The sequence below is a fragment of the Variovorax sp. P1_H2 genome (assembly GCF_056405295.1).
Genome location: NZ_JBFUCJ010000060.1, coordinates 1 through 20,406, shown reverse-complemented (window position 1 = coordinate 20,406; position 20,406 = coordinate 1). Strand labels below are relative to the sequence as shown.

Annotated in this window: 21 protein-coding genes and 2 pseudogenes; 13 read left to right on the top strand and 10 right to left on the bottom strand. The window is 68.6% G+C overall.

The window, feature by feature from the left end; all coding sequences use genetic code 11:
- Nucleotides 1-23 precede the first annotated feature (23 nt).
- Together AC1D2E_RS20110 and AC1D2E_RS20105 are read right to left on the bottom strand one after the other, a co-directional pair.
- Nucleotides 24-1,286, bottom strand: a complete 1,263-nt coding sequence (locus tag AC1D2E_RS20110; RefSeq protein WP_478199032.1) for an SUMF1/EgtB/PvdO family nonheme iron enzyme — start codon at nt 1,284-1,286, stop codon at nt 24-26.
- The gene (locus AC1D2E_RS20105; RefSeq protein WP_478199031.1) at nt 1,283-2,365 is read right to left on the bottom strand and encodes a TRAP transporter substrate-binding protein; all 1,083 of its coding nucleotides are present in this window, start codon (nt 2,363-2,365) and stop codon (nt 1,283-1,285) included. The genes AC1D2E_RS20110 and AC1D2E_RS20105 overlap by 4 nt, the downstream gene beginning before the upstream one ends.
- Nucleotides 2,366-2,483: 118 nt before the next feature.
- Between AC1D2E_RS20105 and AC1D2E_RS20100 the strand changes: the two genes are divergently transcribed.
- The 5 genes from AC1D2E_RS20100 (at nt 2,484) to AC1D2E_RS20080 (ending at nt 7,060) form a co-directional block, all read left to right on the top strand.
- Nucleotides 2,484-3,635: an ABC transporter substrate-binding protein gene (locus AC1D2E_RS20100; RefSeq protein WP_478199030.1), complete on the top strand. Its 1,152-nt coding sequence runs from the start codon at nt 2,484-2,486 to the stop codon at nt 3,633-3,635.
- 159 nt (nt 3,636-3,794) lie between these two features.
- Nucleotides 3,795-4,676 carry a branched-chain amino acid ABC transporter permease gene (locus tag AC1D2E_RS20095; RefSeq protein WP_478199029.1) on the top strand — a complete coding sequence of 294 codons (882 nt, stop codon included), beginning with the start codon at nt 3,795-3,797 and terminating at the stop codon, nt 4,674-4,676.
- Between the two features lie 7 nt (nt 4,677-4,683).
- Nucleotides 4,684-5,547 carry a branched-chain amino acid ABC transporter permease gene (locus AC1D2E_RS20090; protein WP_478199028.1) on the top strand — a complete coding sequence of 288 codons (864 nt, stop codon included), beginning with the start codon at nt 4,684-4,686 and terminating at the stop codon, nt 5,545-5,547.
- Nucleotides 5,544-6,341: an ABC transporter ATP-binding protein gene (locus AC1D2E_RS20085; protein WP_478172155.1), complete on the top strand. Its 798-nt coding sequence runs from the start codon at nt 5,544-5,546 to the stop codon at nt 6,339-6,341. Before AC1D2E_RS20090 ends, AC1D2E_RS20085 begins: the two co-directional genes overlap by 4 nt.
- Nucleotides 6,338-7,060: an ABC transporter ATP-binding protein gene (locus AC1D2E_RS20080; protein ID WP_478199027.1), complete on the top strand. Its 723-nt coding sequence runs from the start codon at nt 6,338-6,340 to the stop codon at nt 7,058-7,060. The genes AC1D2E_RS20085 and AC1D2E_RS20080 overlap by 4 nt, the downstream gene beginning before the upstream one ends.
- Nucleotides 7,061-7,331: 271 nt before the next feature.
- On the opposite strand, the gene dxs is transcribed toward AC1D2E_RS20080, so the two are convergent.
- From dxs to xseB, 3 genes are read right to left on the bottom strand one after another with little or no spacing between them, the layout of a single operon-like run.
- Entirely contained in the window at nt 7,332-9,197 is a 1,866-nt protein-coding gene (dxs, locus tag AC1D2E_RS20075; protein ID WP_478199026.1) for a 1-deoxy-D-xylulose-5-phosphate synthase, read from the bottom strand.
- 13 nt (nt 9,198-9,210) lie between these two features.
- Nucleotides 9,211-10,128 (bottom strand): polyprenyl synthetase family protein, encoded by a 918-nt coding sequence (locus AC1D2E_RS20070; RefSeq protein WP_478199025.1) that lies wholly within the window; start codon nt 10,126-10,128, stop codon nt 9,211-9,213.
- Complete coding sequence (gene xseB / locus AC1D2E_RS20065; protein WP_478116165.1) at nt 10,125-10,391, bottom strand: exodeoxyribonuclease VII small subunit; 267 nt, start codon at nt 10,389-10,391, stop codon at nt 10,125-10,127. The genes AC1D2E_RS20070 and xseB overlap by 4 nt, the downstream gene beginning before the upstream one ends.
- Before the next feature lie 179 nt (nt 10,392-10,570).
- Here xseB and AC1D2E_RS20060 point away from each other — a divergent pair, with 179 nt between their 5' ends.
- The 7 genes from AC1D2E_RS20060 (at nt 10,571) to AC1D2E_RS20030 (ending at nt 17,013) form a co-directional block, all read left to right on the top strand.
- A complete protein-coding gene (locus AC1D2E_RS20060; protein WP_478199024.1) occupies nt 10,571-11,719 on the top strand; it encodes an aromatic ring-hydroxylating oxygenase subunit alpha in 1,149 nt (382 codons plus the stop codon).
- Nucleotides 11,719-12,651, top strand: a complete 933-nt coding sequence (locus AC1D2E_RS20055; protein ID WP_478199023.1) for a DMT family transporter — start codon at nt 11,719-11,721, stop codon at nt 12,649-12,651. The genes AC1D2E_RS20060 and AC1D2E_RS20055 overlap by 1 nt, the downstream gene beginning before the upstream one ends.
- 11 nt (nt 12,652-12,662) lie before the next feature.
- Nucleotides 12,663-13,571, top strand: a complete 909-nt coding sequence (locus AC1D2E_RS20050; protein WP_478199022.1) for a sulfurtransferase — start codon at nt 12,663-12,665, stop codon at nt 13,569-13,571.
- Nucleotides 13,568-14,113 carry a DUF2796 domain-containing protein gene (locus AC1D2E_RS20045; RefSeq protein ID WP_478199021.1) on the top strand — a complete coding sequence of 182 codons (546 nt, stop codon included), beginning with the start codon at nt 13,568-13,570 and terminating at the stop codon, nt 14,111-14,113. Before AC1D2E_RS20050 ends, AC1D2E_RS20045 begins: the two co-directional genes overlap by 4 nt.
- 7 nt (nt 14,114-14,120) lie before the next feature.
- On the top strand, nt 14,121-14,819 hold the full coding sequence (locus AC1D2E_RS20040) for an ABC transporter ATP-binding protein (RefSeq protein ID WP_478199020.1): 699 nt from the start codon (nt 14,121-14,123) through the stop codon (nt 14,817-14,819).
- Nucleotides 14,820-14,966: 147 nt separating this feature from the next.
- On the top strand, nt 14,967-16,229 hold the full coding sequence (locus AC1D2E_RS20035; protein WP_478199019.1) for an ABC transporter permease: 1,263 nt from the start codon (nt 14,967-14,969) through the stop codon (nt 16,227-16,229).
- Between the two features lie 184 nt (nt 16,230-16,413).
- Nucleotides 16,414-17,013: a DUF3299 domain-containing protein gene (locus tag AC1D2E_RS20030; RefSeq protein ID WP_478199018.1), complete on the top strand. Its 600-nt coding sequence runs from the start codon at nt 16,414-16,416 to the stop codon at nt 17,011-17,013.
- Nucleotides 17,014-17,100: 87 nt separating this feature from the next.
- Here AC1D2E_RS20030 and AC1D2E_RS20025 read toward each other — a convergent pair whose 3' ends face one another.
- A complete protein-coding gene (locus tag AC1D2E_RS20025) occupies nt 17,101-18,390 on the bottom strand; it encodes an alpha/beta hydrolase (protein WP_478199017.1) in 1,290 nt (429 codons plus the stop codon).
- Nucleotides 18,391-18,469: 79 nt separating this feature from the next.
- On the opposite strand from AC1D2E_RS20025, the gene AC1D2E_RS20020 reads away from it, so the two are divergent.
- Nucleotides 18,470-18,679: a dodecin gene (locus AC1D2E_RS20020; RefSeq protein WP_286369278.1), complete on the top strand. Its 210-nt coding sequence runs from the start codon at nt 18,470-18,472 to the stop codon at nt 18,677-18,679.
- Between the two features lie 137 nt (nt 18,680-18,816).
- Here the strand turns inward: AC1D2E_RS20020 and AC1D2E_RS20015 are convergent, their stop codons facing one another.
- From AC1D2E_RS20015 to AC1D2E_RS20000, 4 genes and pseudogenes are all read right to left on the bottom strand, one after another.
- On the bottom strand, nt 18,817-19,050 hold the full coding sequence (locus AC1D2E_RS20015) for a hypothetical protein (protein WP_478199016.1): 234 nt from the start codon (nt 19,048-19,050) through the stop codon (nt 18,817-18,819).
- Nucleotides 19,051-19,166: 116 nt separating this feature from the next.
- The gene (locus AC1D2E_RS20010) at nt 19,167-20,048 is read right to left on the bottom strand and encodes a ZIP family metal transporter (RefSeq protein ID WP_478199015.1); all 882 of its coding nucleotides are present in this window, start codon (nt 20,046-20,048) and stop codon (nt 19,167-19,169) included.
- Between the two features lie 68 nt (nt 20,049-20,116).
- A pseudogene (locus tag AC1D2E_RS20005) lies at nt 20,117-20,221 on the bottom strand (dienelactone hydrolase family protein); the annotation flags it as partial.
- Nucleotides 20,178-20,406, bottom strand: a pseudogene (locus tag AC1D2E_RS20000) (hypothetical protein); the annotation flags it as partial. The pseudogenes AC1D2E_RS20005 and AC1D2E_RS20000, both read right to left, overlap by 44 nt.

Below are 20,406 nucleotides of genomic sequence, written 5' to 3'. Positions count from 1 at the left end.
GGAAGTCTCCGTGTGGAAGGCGCTCAGAGCGCGCAGGTCCGGAAGCCGAAGAAGCCGTCGTCGCGGTCTGGCAGTGTAAAGCCGCGGCGCTTCGGCGAGCGCAGCCGGGCCCGCGTGGCGAACGAGGCGCCGCGCAGCACGCGGGCCTGGCCGAAGGCGGGTGCGGGGTCGAACTCGGTGCCCTGGCTCCATGGGTCAGGACGAAAACCCGGCCAGGGCCTCAGCGTGCCCGCGGTCCACTCGTGGACGTCGGCCCAGCGAAAGCCCCGGCGGGCGGCGGTGTGGGCGGCGATCTCCCATTCGACTTCGGTCGCGATGCGGCGGCCGGCCCAGCGCGCCCAGGCATCGGCCTCCCACCAGGCGACATGAACCGCGCTGCGGTTGCCCGCCGCACGCACGGTGCGCCCGAACTGCTGCAGCAGCACCGAGCCGCCGGTGCCGTGCCGCGCCGCGCCGATCTGTTCCACATACCGCGGCCCGCGCCGGCCCTCGACCTGCCGCTCCAGCCAGGCCAGGCCTTCGGGGCGCCACAGTTCGGGCCGGTCGTAGCCGCCGTCGTCGACAAACTCCACGTACTGGCCCCAGGTCACGGGCTGGGCATCGATCTCGAACTCGGGCACCTGGGTGCGCGCGAGGCCGCGCTCCTGCGCAAAGGCGAAGCCGGCGTCCGGGAGGCCGAGCTCCCAGGTGGCGGCAGGCAGCGAGAGCGGCGGCCGCATCACGGCGGCCGGCGGCAGCTCGACGGTCAACGACAGGCCGAGGGCCTGGGCCATCACCAGCAATTGCTCGCCGCGCAGATCCTCGTGGAACAACGCCAGCCGATAGAAGTACAGGCCGGCGTCGGTCTCGGCCGCGTGCTCGAGCAACTCGAGCGTGCTCTCGAGCGTGTCGAGCAGGTAGGCCTTGGTCTGCGCCAGGTCCGGCAAGTCGGGTGACGCCCGATCGGCCGGTGCGCGTTGGGCCGGATCCCACCAGTCGTCGGCCTGCGGCTCGATGGCGGCCAGCCGCGTCGGCCGCACCGGGCAGTCGACGCCGAAGGCGCGCTGCGTGTTGCGCGCGATCCACCATTCGGCGAACCAGCCGATGTGCCCGGCCAGCCAGACCGGCGGATCGATGCCCTCGACGCGGGGCACCGCGAGCGTCGGGGTTCCCAGCGCCTGCTCGTAGAGCGACAGCAGATGCAGCGTGTGGTTGCGGGCGTCGATCAGCGCCAGCGAGAGCAGTTCGCGGCCGGCCCGGCGCATCTCGGGTGAATCGATGGCATTCGACCGGCCGGGCGGGCTCATGGCCTCGCGCCCTGGAGGTAGGCGTCGAAAGGCGCCTCGGTGAAGCGGTCGGCGAAAAGCTGGCTGCGCTGGAAGGCACGGTAGTCGGCATGGATCTTCTTCCACGCCGGATTGCTGCGGTCGAGCTCGCGGCACAGGTCCATCGACGCCTTGAAGGCGGCATCGAGCACCGCCCGGGGGAAGGGCTTCATCTGCGCCCCGTCGCCGGTCAACTGCCGCAGTGCCGCCGGATTGCGAGCGTCGTAGCGGGCGATCAGCTCGGCATTCACGGCGGCGCTGGCCGCCTGCAGAATCGCCTTGTAATCGGCCGTGAGCGCATCGAAGGCCTTCTGGTTGACCAGCAGGTCGAGCTGCATCGCACCGGACCACCAACCGGGGTAGTGGCAGATGCGCGCCACCTTGGGCAGCCCGAGCTTCTGGTCGTCGTAAGGGCTCAGGCCTTCGGCCGCGCCGATGCCGCCCTTGGCGAGCGCCTCGCGGATGTCGACGCCCGACGCCGGCCCCTGCACCGCGCCGCCCAGGCGCGCGATCACGCGCCCCGCCAGGCCGTCGAAGCGAAGCTTCAAGCCCTTGAAGTCCTGCACGTCGCGGATCTCGCGGGCGAACCAGCCGAGCCGCTGGGCGCCTGCGCTGCCGCACGGAAAACTGACCGCGCCGAAGCCGGCATGAAATTCGCGGGTCAACCTGAGGCCATTGCCCTCGGTCATCCAGGCGTTCAGTTGCCGCGCGTTCATGCCGAAGGGGACCGCGCCTGCGAATGCGAAGGCCTCGTTCTTGTCGAAAAAGAAGGCGCCCGCGGTGTGGCAGGCCTCGATGGCGCCTCGCTGCACGCTGTCGAGCACATCCCGCGGCGCCATCAGTTCGCCGGCGGCGTGAACCTCGATCTGGAAGCGCCCGCCGGTCATCTCGCCGACCTTCCTGGCAAAGGACTCGGCGGCGCCGAACAGCAGGTCCTGGGGTTTCGCGAAGCTCGATGCCAGCCGCCAGCGCGTCAGCGCCTGCGCATGCACGGCCGGGGCCGCACCCGCAGCCAGCACCCCGGCGATGCCGGCACGCTGGATCAAAAAACGACGTTGCATCGATCGGAACTCCTGGAAAGCCCCCAAGACGGGGACGCGCGATTGTAGGAATCACTGAACGCGCAGCTATATAAAATAGCCGACCCCGTCCCACCCTTCCCCCGAAAGATCCTTCCAAATGAGACATCTCCCGTTCAAGACTTCGCTGCTCGCCCTGGCGGCTTTCGCGGCCTTCGCCGCCCAGGCTGCCGACCTGAAGATCGGCGTGGCCGAAGCCCTGTCGGGCGGTGCAGCCCAGTACGGCGTGGCGATCCGCAACGGCTTCGAGCTCGCGGCCTCCGAGATCAATGCCGCCGGCGGCATTAACGGCAACAAGATCGAGCTGGTCGTTGCCGACGAACAGGGCAAGAAGGAAGAAGCGATCAACGTCTTCAAGAAGCTGATCTTCCAGGACCAGGTGCTGATGGTCTTCGGCCCCACGCTGTCGAACTCGGCCCAGGCGGCCGACCCGATCGCCCAGGCCGCCAAGACCGTGGCCTTCGGCACCTCCAACACCGCCGACGGCATCACCTCGATCGGCGACTACGTGTTCCGCAACTCGGTGACCGAAGCCGACGTGCTGCCCGAGACCATCAAGACCGCGGTCAAGAACGCCGGCATCAAGAAGGTGGCGGTGCTCTACGGCAACGACGACGTCTTCACCAAGAGCGGCTACGACAACTTCAAGAAGGCGCTCGACGACCTGAAGATCCCGGTCACCACCACCGAGACCTTCGCCAAGGGCGACGTCGACTTCAAGGCCCAGCTGACCAAGATCAAGGCCAGCGGCGCCGATGCGATCGTGCTGTCGGCGCTGATCGCCGAAGGTGCGCCGATCATGGTGCAGGCGCGCCAGCTCGGCCTCAACGTGCCGTTCATCGGCGGCAACGGCATGAACTCGGTCAAGGTGTTCGATCTCGCCAAGGGCAACTCCGACAACCTGTACGTCGGCAGCCCCTGGTCGTCCAGCAACGCGACGCCCGAGAACAGCAAGTTCATCAAGGCCTACAACGAGAAGTACAAGACGGCGCCCGACCAGTTCGCGGCCCAGGCCTACGACGCCATGTACATCGCGGCGCAGGCGCTCAAGGGCGTCAAGCTCAGCGGCAACCTGACGACCGACCGCGCCGCCGTGCGCGATGCGCTGCCGAGTGCCAAGTGGACCGGCGCCACCGGCGCCTTCCAGTTCCGCCGCGCCACCGACAAGTCGGGCAAGCCGGCCGGCTACGACGCCCAGCAGACCCCCATCGTCAGCGTGACCAAGGGCGCTGAATTCGTAATCTCTAAATAAATCTCCAGACTGCACTCTCTTCAAGAGCGGGATCGGCAAAGCCGTCCCGCTGTTCGGGGAACACCGAAGAACCGRCTTTGCCGGGCTTCTGGTGTTGCCCCCGGAGAGGGGGTGGGCGGCTACACGAAGTGAGCCAACCTGGGGGAGAACGGAATTCCCATGCTTGAACAGCAACTCGTCAATGCCCTTTCGCTCGGGTGCGTCTATGCGCTTTTCGCGCTCGGCTTCACCCTGATCTTCGGCGTGCTCGGCGTCATCAACCTCTCGCACGGCGCGGTCTTCATGGTCGGTGCCTATGCCGCGGTGCAGGCCATGGCGCGCTTCGATCTGCCGCTGTGGGCCGGGCTGCTGTTCGCTTTCGTGTTCTGCGGCCTGCTCGGCCTGCTGATCGACTTCCTGGTGCTGAAGCCGCTGCGCGCCCGCAACGCACCCCACCTGATCCCGATGATCGCCACCATCGGCGTCGCGATCATCCTCAACAACGGCGTCCAGGGCATCTTCGGCGCCGAGAACGTGCGCTTCCCGGCCGGCGTGGTGTCGGGCCAGTCACTCGACCTGGCCGGCATCCACCTGACCGCCCTCGAGCTCGGCATCATCCTGCTGTCCTTCGTGCTGATGGCGGTGCTGATGGTGGCGCTCAAGCGCACCCAGCTCGGCCGCGCCCTGCGCGCGATCGCCGAATCGCCGAAGGCGGCCTACCTGCTCGGCATCAACGTCGAAGGGCTGTTCTTCCTGACCTCCTTCGCCGCCGCCGCCCTGGGCGGCCTGGCCGGCGTGCTGATCGGCCTCTACTCCAACGCCGTGTTCCCGCTGATGGGCCAGCCGATGCTGCACAAGGGCATCGCGGTGATCATCCTCGGCGGCATGGGCGACATCCGCGGCGCGATGCTGGGCGGCCTGTTCCTCGGTTTCGCCGAGGTGCTGTCGGTGGCCTACATCGGCTCGACGATGCGCGACGCGGTCGCCTTCGGCCTGCTGTTCCTGGTGCTGCTGGTGCGCCCGAAGGGCCTGTTCGGCTCCATGCAGGAACGCAAGGTCTGAGCCGATCATGGACGCTCTCAACAATTTCTGGTCGGTCTACAGCAACCTGGTGCTCACGCTGGGCACCAACGCCCTGCTGGCGCTGTCGATCTGGCTTACGCTTTCGTGCGGCATGCTGGCCATGGCCAATGCCGCCTTCATGGGCATCGGCGCCTACACCTCGGCGATCCTCACGATGACCTACGGCGTGCCCTTCCCGGTCGCGATCGCGGCCGGCATGGCGGCGCCGGCGCTGACTGCCTTCGTGATCGGCAAGCCGACGCTGCGGCTCTCGGGCGTCTACCTCGCGATGGCCACGCTGGCCTTCGGCGAGGTGGTGCGCATCGTGGTGCTCAACGCCGAGTCGCTGACCGGCGGTGCGCTGGGCTTGAACGGCATTCCGCCCGTCACCCAGTGGTGGCACGTCGGTCTGGCGTTGGTGCTGGTGCTGCTGGGCCTGTGGCGGCTGCGCCGCTCCAAGGTCGGCCGCGCCTTCGAGGCCATCAAGGAAGACGAGACCGCCGCCGGCCTGATGGRCATCGACGTCCAGGCCCACAAGATGCTGGCCTTCGTGCTCGGCGGCGCGATCGCGGGCCTGGCCGGCGTGCTCAATGCGCACCAGACCTTCTTCATCGGCCCGAACGAGTTCGGCTTCGACCGCGGCGTCGACATCCTGACGATGACCGTGCTCGGCGGCATCAACGGCCTGACCGGCCCGGTGCTGGGCGGCGTGATCCTCACCATCCTGCCCGAGGCGCTGCGCGCCTTCGGCGACTTCCGGCTGGTGGTCAACGGCGTGATCCTGGTGCTGATCGTGCTGTTCCTGCCCAAGGGCATCTGGGACCCGGCGCGCTTGCGCCAATGGTTCGGGCGCAAGGGGGCCGCAGCATGAGCGCGCCTCTGCTCCAGCTCGACGGCGTGTCGCGCCATTTCGGCGGCCTCAAGGTGCTGCAGGACGTCAACCTCGAGGTGCCGAAGGGCGGCATCTTCGGGTTGATCGGTCCGAACGGCGCGGGCAAGACCACGGTCTTCAACCTCACCACCGGCCTGTTGCCGACCACGGGCGGCACGATCCGCTTCGAAGGCCGCGACCTGGCGGGCATGAAGCCGCACGACATCACGCGCGGCGGCATCGCGCGCACCTTCCAGAACATCCGCATCTTCAAGGAGATGTCGCTGCTCGAGAACGTGATGGTCGGCATGCACGCCAAGCTGCGCTACGGCGGCTTCGGCCTGCTGGCTTCCTCGGGCCTGTTCCGCAGCGAGGAGCGCCGCGCGCGCGATCGTGCGCGCGAGCTGCTCTCGTGGGTCAAGCTCGACCACAAGGCCGACGACACGGCCGACAACCTCTCCTACGGCGACCAGCGCAAGCTCGAACTGGCCCGCGCGCTCGCCACCGAGCCGAAGCTGCTGCTGCTCGATGAACCGGTGGCCGGCATGAACAGCAGCGAAAAGACCGACCTGATGCACGAGATCCGCAACATCAGCGGCCGTGGCTACACCATTTTCATGATCGAACACGACATGCGCTTCGTGATGGGCCTGTGCGAGCACATCGCCGTGCTGAACTTCGGCCGCATCATCGCGCGCGGCGGCCCCGAGCAGATCCGCAACGATCCGCAGGTGATCGAGGCCTACCTGGGGCGCGAGGAAGACGAAGCGAGCAACGAGGGAGCATCCGCATGAGTGCCTCTCCCCTGCTCAAGGTCGAGGGCCTGAAGGTCTCCTACGGCCACATCGAGGCCGTCAAGGGCATCGACTTCGAACTGCACGACGGCCAGATCACGACCCTGGTCGGTGCCAACGGCGCCGGCAAGTCGACCACGCTGCTGGCGTTGTCGGGGCTGGTGAAGAAGGCGGCCGGCCAGGTGCTGCTCGACGGCCAGGACCTGACGGCGCTGTCCCCGCACAAGATCGTTTCGTCGGGCATGGTGCAGGTGGCGGAGGGCCGCGCCACGCTGACCACGCTGACGGTGCGCGAGAACCTCGAGCTCGGGGCCTACACGCGGCGCGACAGCCGGGGCCAGCGCGCCGCCGACCTTGACCACATCTACGCGCTGTTCCCGCGCCTCAAGGAGCGCTCGGACGGCCTTGCCGGCAACCTCTCGGGCGGCGAGCAGCAGATGCTGGCGATTGGCCGCGCGCTGATGGCCAAGCCGCGCGTGCTGCTTCTCGACGAGCCCTCGATGGGCCTGGCGCCGATCATCGTGCAGGACATCTTCCGCACGCTGCGCGAGATCAACAAGGCCGGGTTGACGGTGTTCCTGGTCGAGCAGAACGTGCGCCAGGCGCTGAAGATCGCCGACCGGGCCTATGTGCTCGAGACCGGGAAGATCGTGCTGGAAGGCAGCGGTCGTGAGCTGCTGGGCAACCCGAAGGTGCAGGACGCGTACCTGGGGGGTTGACTTCTGTTGACTGGCGCTTGGCGGCGGCGGCGTTGGAGACGTCGTCGGCGATTGGACACCCCCCAAGCCCGGCATGCGGTGCGGGACGGGCGATCCCCTCTGCGCCGCTGAGGAGCGCAGCTTCAGGCGGAAAAAGGGCCGCGCGTGTTTGAGCGCAGCGAGTTTCGCGCGGACCCCGCCTGAAGCGAGCACCGCAAGGAAGCCCGAAGGGCCGGCGCAGTGGGGTCGACCGGCCCGCACCGCATGCCGGGCGCCCTTCCAGTGGACAGTCCTATATCCCGGAGAGCAACAGCGCTTGGAAACGCGCCCGGATCGACTGCTCGATCCCCGCCGCGTCCAGCCGGATCCCCGCCAGCAGCTTGGCCGGATCGCCATGCTCGATGAAGCGGTCCGGCAGGCCCAGCTGAAGCACCGGCTTCTGCACGCCGGCCGCCTGCAGCGCCTCGAGCACCGCGCTGCCGGCGCCGCCCATCACCGCGCCCTCCTCGAGCGTGACGATCGCATCGTGCGTGCCCGCGACCTGCAGCAGCAGTTCGACGTCGAGCGGCTTGGCCCAGCGCATGTTGACCACGGTGGCGTCGAGCGCCTCCGCGGCGGTGAGGGCCGGATACAGCAAAGTGCCGAAGGCCAGGATCGCGATGCGCCGGCCTTCGCGCCGGATCTCGCCCTTGCCGTAGGGCAGGCCTTCGAGCGACAGCGGCGGCGTGACGCCGGCACCCGCGCCGCGCGGATAACGCACCGCCACCGGATGGTTCTGCGCATAGGCGGTCGACAGCAGTTGCCGGCACTCGGCCTCGTCGGCCGGACAGGCCACGCTCATGTTCGGTATGCAGCGCAGGAACGAGATGTCGTAGGCGCCGGCATGCGTGGCACCGTCGGCACCCACCAGGCCGGCGCGGTCGAGCGCGAAGACCACCGGCAGGTTCTGGATCGCGACGTCGTGGATCAGCTGGTCGTAGGCGCGCTGCAGGAAGGTCGAGTAGATCGCCACCACCGGCTTGAGGCCCTCGCAGGCCAGGCCGGCCGCGAAGGTGACCGCATGCTGCTCGGCGATGCCGACGTCGTAGTAGCGCTCGGGAAAGCGCTGTTCGAACTCGACCAGCCCCGAGCCTTCGCGCATCGCGGGCGTGATGCCGACCAGCCGGCCATCCTGCGCCGCCATGTCGCACAGCCAGTGGCCGAAGACCTGCGTGAAGGTCTGCTTCGGCGCGGTCGCGGGCTTGACCAGGCCAACCGCGGGATCGAACTTGGACGGCCCGTGGTAGGCCACCGGGTCGGCCTCGGCCAGCTTGTAGCCCTGCCCCTTCTTGGTGACCACATGCAGGAACTGCGGACCGTCGAGATGCTTGAGGTTTTCGAGGGTCGGGATCAGCGAATCGAGGTCGTGGCCATCGATCGGGCCGACATAGTTGAAGCCGAACTGCTCGAACAGCGTGGCCGGCACCACCATGCCCTTGGCATGCTGCTCGAAGCGCTTGGCCAGTTCGAACAGCGGCGGCGCGGCACGCAGCACGCTCTTGCCGACGTTCTTCGCGGCGGCGTAGAAGTTGCCGCTCATGAGCTGCGCCAGGTAGCGGTTGAGCGCACCGACCGGCGGACTGATCGACATGTCGTTGTCGTTCAGGATCACCAGCAGCTTGCAGTCGCAGACGCCGGCGTTGTTGAGCGCCTCGAAGGCCATGCCGGCAGTCAGCGCGCCGTCGCCGATGATCGCCACCGAATGGCGGGCCTCGCCCTTCTGCTTGGCGGCCATCGCCATGCCGAGCGCAGCCGAGATGCTGGTCGACGAATGGGCGGTGCCGAAGGTGTCGTACTCGCTCTCGCTGCGCTGCGGAAAGCCCGAGATGCCGCCGAGCTGGCGCAAGGTCGGCATGCGCTCGCGCCGGCCGGTGAGGATCTTGTGCGGGTAGGTCTGGTGGCCCACGTCCCAGACCAGCCGGTCGTGCGGCGTGTTGAAGACATGGTGCAGCGCGACCGTGAGCTCGACCGTGCCGAGGTTGGAGCTCAGGTGGCCGCCGGTGCGCGACACGTTGTCGAGCACGCAGGTACGCACCTCGTCGGCCAGTTGCTTGAGCTGCGCACGGTCGAAATGGCGCAGCGCGGAGGGATCGTGGAGGGTGGGAAGCAGCGGAGCCATGAGTGTCTTGTTGTTATCGATCGCGGTCCACGACCATGTGGGCCAGCGCGCGCAAGGCGCCGGTATCGGCCAGCGTGCTGCGATCGAGCGCGGCCAGCGATTGCGCGAGCAGATCGCGGGCCTGCGCGCGAGCGCTTTCCAGGCCCAGCAGCGAGACATAGGTGGGCTTGTCGCTGGCCGCGTCCTTGCCCGCGGTCTTGCCGAGCGTTTCCGAATCGGCGACGACGTCGAGGATGTCGTCGACCACCTGGAAGGCGAGGCCCACGGCCGCGCCATAGCTGCGCAACGCCGCCAGCACCGCCGGCGCCTGCGCTTCGCCGCAGGCCGCCCCCATCTCGACGCTGCCCTGCAGCAGCGCGCCGGTCTTCAGGCGATGCATCTCGCGCAGCTGCGCCTCGTCGAGCGCCACGCCGACGCTGGCCAGGTCGATCGCCTGGCCACCCGCCATGCCCTGGCTGCCGGCCGCGCCGGCCAGCAGGCGGCACAGTTGGGCCTGGACCGCCGGTGCGATGGCATCGCCGGCCGGCGTGAGCAATTCGAAAGCCAGGGCCTGCAGGGCGTCGCCGGCCAGCAGGGCGCCGGCCTCGCCGAACTTCACGTGCACCGTCGGCTTGCCGCGGCGAAGCACGTCGTTGTCCATGCAGGGCAGGTCGTCGTGCACCAGCGAGTAGGCGTGGATCAGTTCGACCGCACAGGCGGCGCGCAAGGCCGCCTCGGGGCGGCCGCCGACCGCCTCGCTGGCCGCGAACACCAGCAGGGGCCGCAGCCGCTTGCCGCCGTCGAGCACCGCATAGCGCATGGCGTCGCCGAGCTGCGCCGGCGCGTCGACACCGACCCAGCGCGACAGCGCGGCCTCGACCCGCGCCAGCTGAGGCTCGCTCCAGGCGGCCAGGCGCGCCGCGTCCCAGCGCAGGGCATCGGCGCCCCTCATTCCGCGGCCCAGGCCTTGAGGCTGCCGGCGTCGAGCACCTTGATCTGGTCCTCGACCGCCTGCAGCCGCTCGCGGCAGAAGGCCAGCAGCGCGGCGCCGCGCTGGTAGCTGCCAAGCAGCTGGTCGAGCGGCAACTGGCCCGATTCGAGTTCGGTTACGAGCTGTTCGAGTTCCTGGAGCCCGGCTTCGTAGCTCGCGGGCAGGGCACCGGTGTCGGGCAAGGCAGGCACGGCGGCCGATGGGGAGGATGGCACCTTGGGCATTCAGGAGTTGGAGGTGAAACACGCCATTTTAGGGCGGGGGGCAAGGAGGCATTGCCAAGGGTACAATCCCGGTCTCCCAAAGCCGGCCCTGCCGGCGCTCTCCTTCGGGCCGTTCGCATCTCGACGGCAGCCTTCCGTTCCATTTCTCTCTCCCTGTGGGGAGCTTGGTCAGGTCACCCATGTCTGATTTAAGTCTTCAACTGCAGCAGGCCGCGAGCCAACTTCCGGTTTCCGCGTACTTCGACGAGGCGCTCTATGCCCGCGAGTTGAAAACGCTGTTCGCCAACGGACCGCGCTACGTCGGCCATCGCCTCGCCGTGCCCGAGCCGGGCAACTTCCACACCCTGCCGCAGGAACAGCAGGGCCGCGCCCTGGTGCACACGCCGAAGGGGGTCGAGCTGATCTCCAATGTCTGCCGCCATCGCCAGGCGCTGATCCTCCAGGACCGCGGCCGGCTCGAGGCCCAGGCCGGCGGCAACATCGTCTGCCCCCTGCACCGCTGGACCTACGCCGCCGCCGACCCGCGCAGCACCGGCACGCTGATCGGCGCACCGCACTTCGAGCAGGACCCCTGCCTCAATCTGCACAACTACCCGCTGACCGAATGGAACGGCCTGCTGTTCGAGCAGAACGCCGGCGGCCAAGGGCGCGACGTGGCGGCCGACCTGGCCCGGCTCGGCCCGCGCCTCGACCTCGATTTCGAAGGCTACGCCTTCGACCGCGTCGAGCTGCACGCGTGCAACTACAACTGGAAGACCTTCATCGAGGTCTACCTCGAGGACTACCACGTCGGCCCGTTCCATCCGGGCCTGGGCAGCTTCGTCACCTGCGACGACCTGCGCTGGGAGTTCGGCCATCATTTCTCGGTCCAGACCGTGGGCGTGGCCAACCGGCTCGGCCGCGCCGGCAGCCCGGTCTACCAGCGCTGGCAGGAACAGCTGCTCAAGTACCGCGAGGGCCGGCCACCGAAGTACGGCGCCATCTGGCTCAGCTACTACCCGCACGTGATGGTCGAGTGGTATCCGCACGTGCTCACGGTCTCGACCCTGCATCCGGTCGGCCCGCAGAAGACGCTCAACATGGTCGAGTTCTTCTATCCGGAAGAAATCGTCGCCTTCGAGCGCGAGTTCGTCGAGGCCCAGCAGGCGGCCTACATGGAGACCTGCGTCGAAGACGACGAGATCGCCGAGCGCATGGACGCCGGCCGCCGCGCGCTGATGCTGCGCGGCGACGACGAAAGCGGCCCCTACCAGAGCCCGATGGAAGACGGCATGCAGCAGTTCCACGAGTGGTACCGCCGGGAAATGAGCTCACCCCCAGGCGTCTGATGCAAGCGCTCTGGATGGTGCTGGGCGCACTGATCTTCGCCACGATGGGCGTGTGCGTGAAGTTCGCCTCGGCCTGGTTTTCCAGCGCCGAACTGGTCTTCTACCGCGGCCTGATCGGCATCGTCTTCCTGTGGGTGCTGGCACGCAGCCGCGGCGTCACGCTGGGCACCAGCTACCCCGGCATGCATGCCTGGCGCAGCCTGATCGGCGTGGTTTCGCTGGGGGCCTGGTTCTTCGCCATCGCCCACATGCCGCTGGCCACCGCGATGACGCTCAACTACATGAGCAGCGTCTGGATCGCGGCCTTCCTGGTCGGCGGCGCCCTGCTGGCCTGGGTGCCGGTGCCGGGCCGCGACGGCAAGATGCCGCGGCCGCCGCTGCAGGGCCCGCTGGTGCTGACCGTGCTGGCCGGCTTCGGCGGCGTGGTGCTGATGCTCAAGCCGACGGTCGGCGACAGCCAGGGCTTCGCCGGGCTCATGGGCCTGCTGTCGGGGCTCACGGCGGCCTTCGCCTACATGCAGGTGGTGGCGCTGTCGCGCCTCGGCGAGCCCGAGGCGCGCACGGTGTTCTATTTCGCGGTCGGCTCGGCGGTTGCGGGCGGCCTGGGCACGCTCGCGGGCGGGGCGACACCCTGGGCCGAATGGACCTGGGGCCACGCGCTGTGGCTGCTGCCGGTCGGCCTGCTGGCGGCGCTGGGCCAGCTCTGCATGACGCGCGCCTACGCCAGCGCCAAGACCGAAAGCGGCACGCTGCTGGTCGCCAATCTCCAATACTCCGGCATCGTCTTTGCGGCGATCTACAGTGTGCTGCTGTTCGGCGATCGCATCGACGGCACGGGCTGGGCCGGCATGGCGCTGATCGTCTGCAGCGGCATCGCCGCCACCGTGCTGCGCCAGCGCTCGCTGCCCAAGGCGCCAGCAGAGGAACACTGAAGGGAGCTCCCATGTACACGACCTTGATTTCCGCCGAGCAACTGAAGACCTCGTTGGCCGGCAGCGCCACGTCGACGATGGTGTTCGATTGCAGCTTCGACCTGACGAAGCCCGACGCCGGCCCGCAGCTGTACCGCGCGGCCCACATCCCGGGCGCCGTGTATGCCAATCTCGACACCGACCTCAGCGCGAAACACGGCGTGCCCGGCGCGCATGGCGTGGTGGTGGCGCGGGACGACGGCCCGCCGGCCTCGGGCGGGCGCCATCCGCTGCCCAGCCGCGAGCGCTTCGCCGCCTGGCTGTCGAGCGTCGGCTTCGCCAACGGCATGCAGGCGGTGGTGTACGACCGCAACGGCGCCAACTACTGCGGCCGGCTCTGGTGGATGATGAAGTGGATCGGCCACGAGGCCGTGGCCGTGCTCGACGGCGGCCTGCAGGCCTGGGAAGCCGCCGGCGGCGAAGTGACGAGCCGCACGGAGCCGACGCACTTCCAGTCGAACTTCGTGGCCGGCGAGCCGCTGCTGCGGCTGGTCGACACGCGGACGGTGGCGGCGCGGCTCGAGCAGGCCGGCCAGACGCTGATCGACGCCCGCGCCGCCGCAAGATATCGCGGCGAAGTGGAACCTCTGGACCCGATCGCGGGTCACATCCCGGGGGCCCTGAACCGGCCCTTCACCGAGAACCTCGGTCCCGACGGCAAGTTCAAGCCGGCCGCGCAGTTGCGCGCCGAGTTCGAAAGCCTGCTGGCGGGCCGGGATCCCGCGACGGTCGTCCACCAGTGCGGCAGCGGCGTCAGCGCCGTGCCCAACCTGCTCGCCATGCAGATCGCGGGCCTCGGGCCGACCGCGCTCTATGCCGGCAGCTGGAGCGAGTGGAGCAATACGCCGGGGCTGCCGACCCGGCAAGGCGCCCAAGCATGACCCTGTCGCGACGACCCTTCGCCACCTTCGCCCTGACGGCCCTCCTGGCCACACCTTTCGCCGCATCGGCCCAGAATCAAGCCGCCCACGTGCACGGCCAGATCAAGCTCGACATCGTGGTCGACGGCCCGACCATCGTGATCGCGATGGAATCCCCGCTCGACAACTTCGTCGGCTTCGAGCGCGCGCCGCGCACCGACGCCGAGAAGAAGACCGCCGAAGACGCGATCACGCAACTGCGCGCCGCCGACCAGCTGTTCAAGATCGACCCGGCCGCGAACTGCAAGCTCGGCCCGGTGACGCTGCGCTCCACCGCGCTGGGCCTGGGCAAGAGCGAAGAAGGCGCCGCCGAAGGCCATGCCGACCTCGACGGCAGCTTCGCCTTCAACTGCACCAACACGGCGGCTGCCAAGTTCATCGACGTCGATCTCTTCAATTCCTTCAAGGGCACGCGCCAGATCGAGGCCCAGATCGCCGCGCCGCAGGGCCAGTTCAAGCGCTCGCTGAAGCGGCCGGCCACACGGCTGGCCTKGAGCAAGTGATCCGGCTGTGAGCTTCGTCCTCTCGGCAGCGGCGCTGCGCTTCGGCTGGCCCGGCGCCCACCGGCCCTGCATCGACATCGAGCGCTTCGAGGTCGCCGCCGGCGAGGCCGTGTTCCTGCATGGCCCGAGCGGCTGCGGCAAGAGTACGCTGCTGTCGCTGCTGGCCGGCGTGCTGATCGCCGACGCCGGCCAAGTCCGGCTGCTCGGTCACGACTGGGCCGCGCTCTCGGGCGCGGCGCGCGATCGGACCCGGGTCGCCCACGTGGGCTACATCTTCCAGCAGTTCAACCTGCTGCCCTACCTCAGCGTGCTCGACAACGTGCTGCTGCCCTGCCGCTTCTCGGGCCGGCGCATGGCACAGGCCGCGCGCGACGGCTCGGCACCCGCGCAGGCCCGCGAGCTGCTCGACCGCATGGGCCTCGAGCGCAGCCTGTGGCAGCGCCAGGCGATGCGGCTGTCGGTCGGCCAGCAGCAGCGCGTGGCCGCGGCACGCGCGCTGATCGGCCACCCCGAGGTCGTGATCGCCGACGAGCCCACCTCGGCGCTCGACGAGGACCGCCGCGAGGCCTTCCTCGACGTCCTGCTCGCGGCCTGCGAGGCGAACCGCAGCGCCCTGGTCTTCGTGAGCCACGACCAGCGCATCGCCGGGCGCTTCTCGCGCCATGTGCTGCTGCCGGAGATCAACCGGGCCGGGGCGCTCGCATGAGCGCAGCGCCGGGCCGCCCCAAGCAAGCTCGCACCGCAGTGCACAGCACGGAGGTTGCCTTATGAGCGCAGCGCCGGGCCGCCCCAAGCAAGCTGGCGCCCCCTCGGGGGGCGGCGAGAACACGAAGTGCCGAGCGTGGGGGCCTTCATGAGCGCGCTCTTTCAGATCGCCTGGCGCAGCGCCTGGAACCGGCGCTTCACGCTCGCGCTCACCGTGCTGTCGATCGCCCTCTCCACCTTCCTGCTGCTCGGCGTCGAGCGCATCCGCACCGAGCTGCGCGAGAACTTCGCCTCGTCCGTGTCGGGCACCGACCTGATCGTCGGCGCCCGCACCGGCTCGACGCAGCTGCTGCTGTATTCGGTGTTTCGCATCGGCGCCGCCACCAACAACATGCAGTGGAAGAGCGTGCAGGCGCTGGCCGCGCACCCGGGCGTGGCCTGGGTGGTGCCGCTGTCGCTGGGCGACTCGCACCGCGGCTTCTCGGTGCTGGCGACCACGCCCGGCTACTTCGATCATTTCCGCTACGGCAACCGCCAGTCCCTGCAGTTGCGCGAAGGCAAGCCCTTCGCCGAACTGTTCGACGCCGTGGTCGGGGCCGAAGTGGCCGACGCGCTGGGCTACCACGTCGGCCAGAAGATCACGCTGGCGCACGGCAGCGGCGAGCTCAACGTCTCCGAGCATGCCGACAAGCCCTTCACGGTGGTCGGCGTGCTCGCGCGCACCGGCACGCCGGTCGACCGCACGGTGCACATCGGGCTCGAGGCGATGGAGGCGATCCATCTCGAATGGATGGGCGGCGCGCCGATGCCCGGCCTCAAGATCCCGGCCGAGCAGGTGCGCAAGTTCGACCTGACGCCGAAGAACGTGACCGCGGTGCTGGTCGGCCTGAAGAACCGGGCCGCGGTGTTCGCGGTCCAGCGCGGGGTCTCGACCTATGCCGGCGAGCCGCTGATGGCGATCCTGCCGGGCGTGGCGCTCGACGAATTGTGGAGCGTGGTCGGCATCGGCGAGAACGCGCTGCTGCTGATGTCGGCGCTGGTCGCGCTGGTGAGCCTGGCCGGGCTGGTGTCGGTGGTGATGGCGGGCCTCAACGAGCGGCGCCGCGAACTGGCGGTGCTGCGGGCAGTGGGCGCCAGCTTGCGCCATGTGCTCGCGCTGCTGGCACTCGAGGGCGCCCTCGTGACGCTGCTGGGCGTGGCGCTCGGCATCGTGGCGACGGCGCTCGGCATCGCCTTCCTGTCGCCCTGGCTGCAATCGCATTTCGGACTGGCGTTACGGCTGTCCGAACCTACACTCAACGAATGGCTGCTGCTCGCGAGCCTGGTCGCGGCGGGCTGGCTGGCCGGCCTGCTGCCGGGCATCCGGGCCTACCGGCTCTCGCTCGCCGACGGACTTTCCCCGAGAATCTGATTACATTGCGGGACGGACCAAGAAACTGCGCAGCAGTTTTTGCTCCGTACCCAACTGACTGAGATTGCGGGACGGACCAAGAAACTGCGCAGCAGTTTTTGCTCCGTACCCAACTGACTGAGATTGCGGGACAGACCCAGAAACCGCGCAGCAGTTCTTGCCCTGTCCTCAACCAACTGAAAACATGACGCGTCCTCTTCTCTTCACGCTGCTCTCGCTGGTCGTCGCCGGCAGCGCGCTCGCCGCCGGCCCCGCGCCGCAGGCGACCTCGCCGACCCAGCCGCTCGGCGGCAAGGCCGCGGAAGCCAAGGCGGTGCCGGGTCAGCCCAGGCTCATCAGCTGGGAAGAACTGGTGCCCAAGGACTGGGATCCGATGAAGGAGCTCAAGGGCATGGACCTGAGCAAGCTCGACGACAGCGACCCGCGCGCCAACGAGATGCTCATGAAGCTGCAGGAAGTCTCGAACAACGCGCCGACCAACCCGGCGCTCAATGGCGTCGAGGTGAAGATCCCCGGCTTCATCGTGCCGCTCGAGGAGAGCAAGGGCGAGGTCACCGAGTTCCTGCTGGTGCCCTACTTCGGCGCCTGCATCCACACGCCGCCGCCGCCCGCCAACCAGATCCTGCACGTGCGGCCGAAGCAGGGCGCGAAATTCCGCGCCATGGACACCGTGTGGGTCACGGGCAAGCTGCAGACCGTGCGCAACGACTCGATGATGGGCGTCAGCGGCTACCAGGTCACGGCCGACAGCGTCACGAAGTACAGCGGCAGCCCGAAGCCGTAGGCTGGCCCCCACGCTCCCTCACTTCGTGTGGTCGCTGCCCCCCGAGGGGGCCGCAGGCCGCCTTGGGGCGGCCCGGCGCCGGCCTGACTAGCGGCTGAAGAGGCGATAGATCCGGTCGTAGAAGTCGGCCGGGAAGCGCCAGTAGCGCGCACCGCCGGGCGTCAGCTGCTCGTCGAGTCCGCGTCGGGGCGGCGCCGCGTTCAGCAGGAACTGCGCCACGATATCCCCGCTGACCCATGGGTCGTCGTACCAGAAGGCGTGCGAACTCTCGGGCAGGTTCGGTATGTCCTTCGGGTCGACCCGGATCAGGTCGAAGCGCAGCTTGCGCGAGGCCTCGACCAGGAAGCGGGTCTGCGCCTCGTCCAGTTCGGTCATGTCGGGGCGGCCCGCCCGCGAGGCGCGGCCGACGATGGCCGCGAAGCGAAGCACCGAATCATTGAGGTTGGCCGCGATGCTCACGCGTTCGATGATGTCGATGTAGCCGCCCAGCTCGTTCACGAAGCGGCGGGTGTCGATGTCGGGCGCCGCGAAGTAGATCTGACCCAGCCGAAGCCGCTGCTGCAGTTGGGCGCGCGATTCGCCGGGACGCGGCGTGCCCAGGTGCGCCAGTGCCGGGCTCAGCACCTGTGCGCCGGCGCTGTAGGCGAGCACGTCGATCTTCGTCGCCGTGGTGTTCTCGGCCAGCAGCTCGACCATCCGTGCGAAGGGCTCGACCGTGCTGGCCGCGTTGTTGACGTCCGTCAGATAGCGCAGGATCGATCCCGCCGAGGGCCACATGAAGACCAGCACCACCATGCGCCGCCCGGTGAAATGCCGGAACTGCGCCGCCTGGGCCGCGGCGCGCGGCACCGTGTTGTTGGAGCCGTGCACGTAGATCAGCAGCTCGCTGTTGGGGCTCGCGGCCAGCGCCTTGTTCACCATCGCGAAGAAGGCCTTGGCATCGGGCGAGTTCTTCACTTCCTCGTTCGACCGCAGCATGGCCTTCTGTTCGAGCCGCTCCATCTGGACGATCGGGCGCTCGTCGGGATCGGCGCTGGTGGACAGCCGGTGCAGGGTTTCCCAGTCGAGGGTCTCGTCGCCGACGCGGACGTGCGCCACGCCCATGCGCAGGTCGTCGGTGGGCACGATGGTGTGAACCGGCTCGGGATGCTCGATCAGCGCCAGCCGGTTGGTGGCGTAGAACACGGGCACGTCGGTGGTCTTCAGCTTCTCGCCGATCTTCTCGAAGGGATCGATGTCGCCGTTGCTGAAGCTCACCGGCGTGGGCATCAGCCGCACCGGTGCATAGCAGCCGGCCAGCAGGGCGGCGGCCAGCAGCGTGAAAAATACCGAGAAGGCCCTGGCAATGCCGACTGTCCCGAGTTCAAGGTTGCGCATGCGCGGGAAGTATAGGGAGCCCCCACAGACCGCCCCAGACGTGCCACCATGGCATCCCTGAAGAAAAAAGGAGACTCCCATGTCGGATCACGTCTACAAGCTTCTCGAACTCACCGGCTCCTCGCCGACCAGCAGCGACGATGCCGTGCGCCGTGCCATCGCCAAGGCCAGCGAGTCGGTGCGCAACATCCAGTGGTTCCAGGTCACCGAGACCCGCGGCCACGTGGTCGACGGCAAGGTCGGCCACTGGCAAGTCACGCTGAAGGTCGGCTTCACCCTGGAAGACTGACCCCGACCGAAAGGGCCGGCGCAGCCCGGCCCCGTTGGTGAAACACCGCGGAACCGGCTTCGCCGGGCCGCTGGTGTTGCCCCCGGCAGGGGGTGGGCGTCCCGACACGAAGTGCGGGACAACCTGGGGGCGAGCAACTAGTCCGGTGCCTGGATCACCCGGTCGAATTCCTCGTCGGCCGGCACGTTGTCGGCGTCGAGTTCGCTGGCGTCCGTGAGGTCGATGCCGGTCTCGTCGGAGAGCTCGTCCGTGGCCTCTGCCTCGGGCGCTTCGAATTCGTCTTCCTCTTCGGGCAAGGCGTCATCGGCTTCGTCGATCTCGGGTTCTTCCGGGGCCTCTCCGGACCGCGGAGGAAGGTCGGCGCTGGTCATGATCGGGCTCCTTGAATGCTGCTTCGCATGATGCACCCCAGTATGCGCCTTCGGCCGAATCAGCCTTTTCGGCGAAGGGGCAAGAAAGCTTGTCAGAAAGCGTGCCAGGTGTCCATTCAATGCGTGTGGCCCGCAGCCTCATGGTCGGCGTCCTCGTGCGCATGGTCGTGGTCGCCGTGGGCCAATCGGCTCACCAGCGTGACCAGCAGGATGCCGGCCACCAGCCAGACGATCTGCAGCGCGGTCTGGCGTGCGGGCAGGCGCTTTTGCAATTGCGGGATCAGGTCGGCCAGCGCGACGTAGACGAAGCTGCTGGCCGCCAGCACCAGGAAGTACGGCAGCCAGCCGTGCAGCTGGTCGACCAGCCACCAGCCGGCCAGGCCGCCGAGGGCGGTCATGGTGCCGGCCAGCGACACCTTGACCAGTGCCGCGCGCTGATTGGATGAGCTCTGCCGCAGCACCACCAGGTCGCCGATATGGTGCGGCACTTCGTGCGCCAGCACCGCGATCGCGGCCACCATCCCCAGGCGCAGGTCGGCCACGAAGGCCGAGGCGATCAGGATGCCGTCGCCGAAGCAGTGCACGCTGTCGCCGGTCAGCACCGCCCAGCCGCCGCCGCCTCGCGGGGAATGGGCGTGGCCGTGCGAATGATCGTGCGCATCGTCGTGCGCGTGCGGGTGGTCATGGCCTTCCTCGTGCCCGTGGTGGTGCTCATGCCCGTGGTGCCACAACTCCGCCTTGTCGAGCAGGAAGAAGAAGACCAGTCCGAACAGCAGCACGCCGAACAGCACGCCCGGTTCGATCCGGCTCTCGAAGGCCTCGGGCAGCAGGTGCATGAAGGCGGTCGCCAGCAAGGCGCCGGCAGCGAGGCTCAGCAGATGCTGTGGATTGACGCCGCCGGCGCCGCTGCGCACGCCCACGCGCAGCAGCAGCGCGGCGATCCAGACACTTCCGATGCCGGCGACCAGGGTCGCGGCGATGATGGCAAACAAATTCATGACGGCTTCGCGCAATAAGGAAAAACGAAAGCCGTCCATCGGACGGCTTTCGGCGGAACGCGGCTGACGGAAGCGGCCAGGCCACTCCGTCGGCCTAGGGCCAGGGCAGTTTTCATCTTATCAACCGTGTCAAGGGGAATGCCCTGGTCCCTGCCGCCAGAAAGGCCCGGCACCTTTTGAATCCAGGTATGCACGGGATGCCAGCGCCGACGCCAGCACCTGGGCCGGATCCAGCAAGTCCAAGCCCTGGAGCTCCGCCGCCCCTTGGAGCCCGAGCGGAATCTCGGTGCAGCCCATGACGATGGCGACCGGCCCGTGGCGTTGCGCCAACCGCAACGCCACCTGGCTGAAACAGGAC